The sequence below is a fragment of the Streptomyces panacea genome (genome assembly GCF_040560175.1).
GTDB classification, from domain to species: domain Bacteria; phylum Actinomycetota; class Actinomycetes; order Streptomycetales; family Streptomycetaceae; genus Streptomyces; species Streptomyces panacea.
The window spans coordinates 1-8227 of the sequence record NZ_JARJHW010000257.1; the positions used below are offsets into that span (position 1 = coordinate 1).

Genomic DNA, 8227 nt, shown 5'->3' on the forward strand with positions numbered 1-8227 from the left:
CCCTCCGGCGCCGCCCCGCACCCGTGCCCGAGCCGGCCTGACGGCCGTCGCCCTCGTGGTGACGGTCCTGCTGGCCCTCGTACCGTCCGCCACCGCCGCCACCTACGTCCCGATCTCCGGCGCGGGCTCCACCTGGAGCCAGAACGCCCTGGATCAGTGGCGGGCGAACGTCAAGCAGTACGGCATGACGGTCAACTACAACGGCACCGGTTCCTCCGACGGCCGCAACCAGTTCCGCAACGGCACGGTGGACTACGCGGTCTCCGAGATTCCGTACGGGATCAAGGACTCGGGTGTGGTCGACTCACCGCCCTCGCGCGACTACGCCTACATGCCCATCGTGGCCGGTGGCACGTCGTTCATGTACAACCTCAGGATCGGGAACCAGCGGGTGACCAATCTGCGCCTGTCGGGCGCGGTCATCGCCAAGATCTTCACCGGCGGCATCAAGATGTGGAACGACCCCGCCATCAAGGCCGACAACCCGGCCCTGGCGGCCTCGCTCCCCGCCCGCCGGGTCGTCCCCGTGGTCCGCTCCGACGGATCCGGCAGCACCGCCCAGCTGACCACCTGGATGAGCAGGCAGTACGCCTCCGACTGGAACTCCTACTGCGGCCGGGCCGGGCGCGCCACGCCCTGCGGCGCCACCTCCAACTTCCCGCTGGTGCCGGGCGGCGGCTTCGTCGCCCAGTCCGGATCGAACGGCGTCTCCGGCTATGTCGCCCAGGCGGGCAACGTCGGCACGATCACCTATGTCGAGTACTCGTACGCCGTCTACACCACCGGATTCCCGGTGGCCAAGGTGCTCAACGCCGCCGGGTACTACACCGAGCCGACCGCGAAGAACGTCGCCGTGGCGCTGCTCAACGCCCGGATCAACAAGAACAGTTCGTCCCCGGACTACCTGACCCAGATCCTCGACGGCGTCTACAAGAGCACCGACCGGCGGAACTATCCGCTCTCCAGCTACAGCTACATGATCGTGCCGACGGCCACACAGGCCAACTTCAACGCCCAGAAGGGCAAGACGCTCGGCGCCTTCGCGTACTACTTCCTCTGCCAGGGCCAGCAGCATGTCGACAGCCTCGGCTACTCACCACTGCCGGTGAACCTGGTCGAGGCCGGTCTTGAACAGGTGCGCAGAATCCCGGGCGTCGACGTCGAGAACATCAACATCAAGACCTGCCGCAACCCGACCTTCTCCGCCGACGGCGGCAACACCCTCGCCGAGACCGCCCCCTATCCGCCCGCGTGCGACAAGAAGGGCGCCACCCAGTGCTCCACCGGCACCGGAGGCGACAAGAAGCCCACGGTGCCGCGGGGCGGCGGGAGTTCGGGCGGCACCGGCGGCCAGGGATCGGGCGGCGCGTCAGGCTCGGGCGGCACCGGTGGCACCGGCGGAGGGAGCTCCGGAGCCGGCGCCGCGGGCGCGGACACCGCGGGCGGCAGCACCACGGGCGGCCCGGCGGGCGCGGACGGGGGTGCGATCGACCCGGACACCGGACAGCCGCTGGCGGCCGGGGGAGCCACCGGAGGCGCGGCGGGCACCGGGGCGGACACGGGTGGCGACGCCTACGCCGTCCCCGTCATGACCTCGGGCTCCACCGGCAGCACACTGCGGCTGGCCCTGATGGTGCTGGCCGGCCTGCTGCTCGTCCTGATCACGGTCGGCCCCCCGCTGCTGTCCCGGTACCTGACGGCGAGGAAGCCGACGTCATGAAGATCGCGCGCGCCCGCCGGGCGCTCTCCGTACTCGTCGTCGCGCTCTGCTGCGCGCTCGGCTCGGGCGCCGTCATCGGCGGCGCCGTACCGGCCGATGCCGCCGGCACCCCCGCGGACCGCTCGCCCGTGACCGTGTCGGGGACGGGCGACCTCGCGGACCTCAAGGTCACCGTCGCCCAGACCCGGCACCTGGTCAACGAGGTCGTCAAGGTCTCCTGGACCGGGGGAGCGCCCACCCGCTCCGACACCTCCTACGCCGCCGACTACCTCCAGATCATGCAGTGCTGGGGCGACGACCCGAGCGGTCCCGACCCCGAGCAGTGCCAGTTCGGCGGCTCGGCGGCGCTCGGCCCCGGGGCCGGCAACCAGGCCGCGGGCGCGTACACCAACGGCCGTCAGCTCAGCTACGGCCAACTGCGCGACCCGAAGCAGGAGATGCCACCCCCCTCGCCCACGGGCATCTCCTACGTCGCCTTCCACTCGGTGACCGGCCAGATCACCAGGACCGGCAACTCCAACGACTTCTTCGACTCCAACACCACCAACGAGGTTCCCTACGCCCGTACCAACCCCGACGGCACCGGAGAGGTGTACTTCGAGGCCCAGACCGCTGTCGAGGCACCAGGTCTCGGCTGCGGCGAGGCCGGCGCCGGGGAGCAGGCCCAGGGCGGGACCGAGGGCAGGCGGTGCTGGCTGGTCGTCGTCCCGCGTGGCACGACCGAGGTGGACGGCAGCGCGTACACCGCCCGGCCCAGCGGATTCCTCGAATCGTCACCGCTCTCGGCCACCAACTGGGAGCGACGCCTCGTCGTACCGCTGCACTTCGAACCGATCGGCCAGTTCTGCCCGATCGGCGCCGACGAACGCCCCACCCTGGGCAACGAGATGATCGCCGAGGCCGTCAGCCGGTGGCAGCCCGCGCTGTGCCGGACCGGCGGCAGGTCGATCTTCGGCTATGCCCAGGTGACCGACGACACCGCGCGCGCGAAGCTCGGCTCCGGCGCACCGGGCCTGGTGTTCCTCGGCCGGCCCGCCGCGGCCGACCAGCTCCCGGCGGGAGCGGAGCCGGTGTACGCCCCCGTGGCGCTCTCCGGTCTCACCATCGGCTTCCTCATCGAGAGCCAGTCCTCGTTCTCCGCGCCGGAAGCCGTACGGGCCCGGGACGGCCGACGGCTCACCAGCCTGAAGCTCAACCAGCGCCTGGTGGCCAAGCTGTTGACCGAGTCCTATCGGGACGGCGACTCGCGGTTCGCCCCGAGCGTCGAGAACAATCCCTTCAACCTCGGCCACGACCCGGAGTTCGTCGCGCTCAACCCGGAGTACGCCGATCTCGACTTCGGCGGCAAGCTCGGCGACGCGCTCGTACCCGAGGCACTCGCGGACACGGCACGCCTGCTGTGGAGCTGGGTGGACGCGGACCCGGCCGCGCGCGAGTTCCTGGACGGCACCCCGGACGACGAGGGCAGATACGGCGACCCCGGCAACGCGGGAATGAAGGTCAACCCGCACTACCGCGAACTCGACCTGCCCCTCGACCACTTCCCCAAGAGCGACCCGTTCTGCCAGCAGTTCGAGGACCGCCCCGACAACCCGCTCTGCGTCCAGGACAAACACCCGTACACCTCCGACATGCACGGCGCCGCCCGCGCCGCGGGTCGGGGCGACCCGCTGTCCCGCACCACCTGGGACAGCACCACGAACCCGCCCGCGTACAAGAAGGACCCGGCCCAGCCCGCCGGGCAGCGGGCGATGCTCGCGGTGGCGGACACCGCGACGGCCCTGCGCTTCGGTCTGATCCCCGCCCAACTGCGCAACGGCGCCGGGAAGTACGTCGCTCCGTCCACGGCCGGACTGCTCGCCGGGCAGGCCGCGATGAAGCCGGGTGCGGTGAAGGACGTGCTCGAACCCGCGCCGGGCGACGGAGCGGCGAAGGCCGCCTATCCGCTGGCCTCACTCGTCTACGCCGCGACCGTGCCCGCCGGGCTGACCAAGGCCGAAGGCAAGGACTACGCGGAATTCCTCACCTACGCCGCCGGCGCGGGACAGCAGCCGGGCGTCGCCGCCGGCACCCTGCCCGACGGATACGCGCCCCTGCCGAAGGCGCTGCGCGACCGGACCGTCCGGGCCGCCGCCACCATCGCGGCGCAGGCGGGCAAGGCCCCCGCCGACGCGGATCCCGGCTCCGGCACCGAAGGGCCCGGAGCCGCGGCGGGCGGCGGCGTGGCGGACCCGGGGTCCGCCGCGGCGGACGGCGGCGCGTCCCTCGGTGCGAGCGGCGGCGCGGCGGGCGCCGCCGCCGCCGGGGCCGACGGAGCGGGCGCGGCCCCCTCCGGCTCCCCGAAGCCCGGAACGTCGCCCTCCGCACCGCCGTCGAAAGCGGCGGCGGCCGAGGCGGAAGCGGCGCTCACCCCGCCGTGGGTGCTCGGAGCCGTACGCAATGTCGTGCTGATCGTCCTCGTCGCCGGGCTGGCGGCCGCCGTCGGAGGACCGCTCCTGCCGAGACTGGCGCCCGCCGTCGCGGCCCGGCTGCGGGCCCTGCGCCGGGAGGACGGCACCTGAAAAGCGACCGGCCGGGGACGGGACCACCACCCCCGGCCGGTGAGCCGACCCTCCGGAGAAGCCGGAGATCGGCGAACCGCGGTCCATCGCGGTTTCTCAACACACAGGCGCAAGCCTAGCTGAGGGGTACACGAAGGTGAAAAAGAAGAAGATCCTGATCGCCGCCACCGGGGCGGCGCTGCTCGCGGCCACGGCCGGCGTCACGGTCGCCTCCGCCGAGCCGTCCGGTACGCCGACCTACCGCCAGCTCTCCGGAGTCGGCTCGGACACCACCCAGGACGTGATGAACGGCCTGTCCCAGGTGGTGACCATCAACGGCACGAAGGTCCTCGGCTCGTACAACGCCGTGGGCTCGCCCAACATCACCACCAAGGACCCGGCGGTGAACAACAAGTGCGCCATGGTCCGCCCGAACGGCTCGGGTGCGGGCCGCGCCGCGCTGCTGACCTCGCTCCAGGCCAACAACGGGTGCCTGGACTTCGCGCGGTCCTCCAGCCTGAGCCTGGGTGCCGCGTCTCCGGGGCTCACCTACGTGCCGTTCGCGGTCGACGGTGTCTCCTACGCGGTCACGCCCTCCAGCGTGCTGCCGCGCAAGCTCACCCTGAACGACCTCAAGGCGATCTACCACTGTGACCCGGCCTTCGTCGGCACGGGCCCCAACTACAGCATCAACGTCTACCTGCCGCAGGCCGGTTCGGGCACCCGCAGCTTCTGGGAGGCCCAGGTCGGCATCACCGACGCGGATGTCGTCGCCGGTGTGTACCCCTGCATCAAGGACAAGAAGAACGGCGTCGCGATCCAGGAGCACGACGGCCGCGTACTGGACGACAAGGCCATCGTGCCGTTCTCCATCGCCCAGTACATCGCGCAGAGTTCGCAGACGGTGGCGGACCTCCGCGGCCGGGCGCTGCTCGGCACGATCGACGGCAAGGCCGCCACGACGCTCAACAGCGACTTCGGCGTCAAGCGTGACGTCTACAACGTGATCCCCACCAGCAAGATCGGTACGGCTCCCTGGAGCACGGTCTTCGTCGGCAAGGACGCGCTCGTCTGCAAGCAGGCCGGTGTCATCAACACGTACGGCTTCGCGACCAGCCCGGACTGTGGCGACACCAGCAAGCAGACCCCCTGATCCGGAACCGGTTTCCCCGACCAACCAAGAAGGAGTTCTGACACCGTGTTCCTCAACAGACGCCTGCGGACGCTGTCCGCGAGTGTGGTGGCCGTCGCCACCTCGGTCACCGTCGGAGTGATCGCCGCCCCCGCCGCCCAGGCCGCCGAGATCGGCACCCTGGACATCAACCCGAAGACCGGTACCGACGAGAGCGGCATCGACTTCTCGACGTCCGGCGCCTGCCCGGAGACCGCTTCGTACGTCATCGTGTCGGTCAAGGGCTCCGGCTTCCCGGCCGAGGGCCAGAACGTGGTCGGCAACGCGCCGATCGAGACGTACAACACCACGGCCTCCGGCGGGATGCTCATCCCGCTGTCGTCGACGATGCGCGACTACGCCAACATCGCCGGCTTCAGCGTCCTGGAGGGCGAGTACGACCTCACCGTCACCTGCCGTACGGCGTTCAACGGCACCAGCCTCGGTGACTTCACGGGCGCGATCTGGTTCACCTCCAACACGGCGTACCAGGCCAACGACCCCGACGTGAAGACCGACACCAGCACCTCGCTCGCGGTCTCCCCGTCCGGCGCCACCGAGCAGGGCGACGCGGTCTCGCTGACCGCGACCGTCACGCCCGCGGCCGACGGCACCGTGCAGTTCCGTGACGGCGGCACCGCGCTGGGCAGCCCGGTCCCCGTGACCGGCGGCTCCGCCACGCTCTCGACGACCAACCTGACGGCGGGCAGCCACTCGCTCACCGCCGAGTTCACCCCGTCAAGCACCTCGTACAACGCCTCGGTCTCCACCGCGGTCAGCCACACGGTGAACGCGGCGGCGGCCAGGGCCACGACGACGGCGCTGGCCGTCTCCCCGGCGGACAGCTCCGAGCAGTTCAGCCCGGTCACGCTCAGCGCCACCGTCACGCCCGCGGGCGCGACGGGTTCGGTGAAGTTCACCGACACGGTGGGCGGGACGACCACGACGCTCGGCACGGTGGCGGTCGACGGCGGTCGGGCGAAGCTCACCACGAGCAGCCTGGCGCCCGGCGACCACGCGTTCACGGCGAGCTTCGTGCCGCAGAACGACGCCGCCTGGACCGCCTCCGACTCCGGCAACATCCCCTACCGTGTCGGTGCCTTCGAGGGCGTCACCGCCTCCGAGGACATCACCACCACGGTCGAGGCCGGCGCGCTGGTCATCAGCGTCGCCGACCCGCACGTCACCCTGCCGTCGCCGGTGCTGGACGCCGACGGCGAACTGCTCACCACGGCGGGCGAGATCAGCCCGGTCACACTCACCGACACTCGCGCCGGCAACCCGGGGTGGACCGTCAGTGGCCAGGTGACCGACTTCTCCGACGGGGCGGCCCACGCCATCAACGGCCAGAACCTCGGCTGGGCGCCCAACGTCATCGACCACGTCTCCGGCCAGAGCGTCACGGCCGGCGACCAGGTCGACCCGGCCGCGGGCGTGGCCCCCGGCGACGCGGGCACGGCCGGTCTCAAGTCGTCCCACACCCTCGGCAAGGGCACCGGCCTGGGCACCTCGCACCTCGGTGCGGACCTCAGCCTGAATGTCCCGACCTCCACGGTGGCCGGCACCTACACCGCCAAGCTCACCCTGACCGCGATCTGACGGACCGCGATCTGACGGACCGTGATCCGATCGCGAACCGCCTCTCCCGGCGGCAGCGGTCGCCCAGGTGAGTGGGACGGGTGCTCCCCACCACCCGTCCCACTCACCACCCGCCGTACCCCGCGCGACCTGTAGCACCCGCCGTACCCCGCGCGACCCGCACCACCCGCCGTACCCCCGCACGTTCCCGAAGAACGGCCGCCGCCCCGATCGGACGCCCCGACATGACCAGCACCCTGTCCACCCGCACCCTCGTCACCGCGCTGCTCACCTGCCTGCTCGTGCTCCTCGCGGCACCCACCGTCCACGCGTCCGTCCAGGACACCGGCGGCAAGGGCCGCAGCACCTTCGGCGTCCAGCCGTCGGGCCCCAAGAAGCCGGACCGGCGCAGCGACTTCTCGTACAGCGTCACCCCCGGCGCGGCGGTGCGGGACCACATCGCCGTCCTCAACCACAGCGCCAGGCCGCTGACGCTCAAGGTGTACGCGAGCGACGCGTTCAACACCGCGGACGGCGGATTCGACCTGCTGGCCGAGGGCGTCAGGTCGAAGGACGCCGGAGGCTGGATCAGGACGGCCAGGAGCCGGGTGGTGATCCCGGCCCGGTCGCGCGCCGTCGTGCCCTTCACCCTCACCGTCCCGGCCGGCGTCGCCCCGGGCGATCACGCGGCCGGACTCGTCGCCTCGCTCGCCTCGTCGCGCTCCGACGGCAAGGGCGACCGGGTCGCGGTGGAGCAGCGCGTCGGGGCCAGGGTCCACATCAGGGTGGCCGGCGAACTCAAGCCTGGTCTAGCGGTCCAGGACGTCCGGGCCACCTACCACGGGACGGCGAATCCGTTCGGCACCGGCTCGGCCACGGTGACGTACACCGTACGCAACACCGGGAACATCCGGCTGGGCGCGCGGGGGACCGTGCGCTTCGCCAACTCCGTGAGCGGGCCGCTGCGCGCGCCCGGCGTCGAGACCATCAAGGAGCTGCTGCCGGGCAACTCGGTGCGGGTCACCGCGACCGTGCGCGGGCTGTTCCCGGCTGTGCGGTCGACCGTCACGGTGAACCTCGACGCGATCCCGGTCGGCGGCGACATCGATCCCGCCCTGCCGAGCGCCACCGGCTCCGCCGGATTCTGGACCGTGCCCTGGGCGCTCCTCGCGCTGCTGGTCCTCGCGGCGGGCCTCACGGTGGCGCTCGTACGGCGCC

The 8227-nt window shown here is 71.8% G+C and carries 5 protein-coding genes; all 5 read left to right on the top strand.

Going from position 1 to position 8227, the window contains the following annotated elements; genetic code table 11:
• Window positions 1–1720 (top strand): substrate-binding domain-containing protein (locus P3L51_RS33585; protein ID WP_354609135.1); only part of this gene is annotated, 1720 nt, incomplete at its 5' end.
• A complete protein-coding gene (locus P3L51_RS33590; RefSeq protein ID WP_354609136.1) occupies window positions 1717–4281 on the top strand; it encodes a type 2 periplasmic-binding domain-containing protein in 2565 nt (854 codons plus the stop codon). The genes P3L51_RS33585 and P3L51_RS33590, both read left to right, overlap by 4 nt.
• 136 nt (window positions 4282–4417) lie before the next feature.
• Window positions 4418–5413, top strand: coding sequence for a substrate-binding domain-containing protein (locus tag P3L51_RS33595; protein WP_354609137.1), 996 nt, complete (start codon window positions 4418–4420; stop codon window positions 5411–5413).
• 45 nt (window positions 5414–5458) lie between these two features.
• Window positions 5459–7030, top strand: a complete 1572-nt coding sequence (locus tag P3L51_RS33600) for an Ig-like domain-containing protein (protein WP_354609138.1) — start codon at window positions 5459–5461, stop codon at window positions 7028–7030.
• 224 nt (window positions 7031–7254) lie between these two features.
• Window positions 7255–8227, top strand: a 973-nt coding sequence (locus tag P3L51_RS33605; RefSeq protein ID WP_354609139.1) for a DUF916 domain-containing protein, incomplete at its 3' end; no start/stop codon positions are given.

What these genes read in the sequence shown, in the direction of transcription:
- P3L51_RS33590 (WP_354609136.1), top strand. Translation starts at nt 1,717, where the DNA reads ATGAAGATCGCGCGCGCCCGCCGGGCGCTCTCCGTACTCGTCGTCGCG.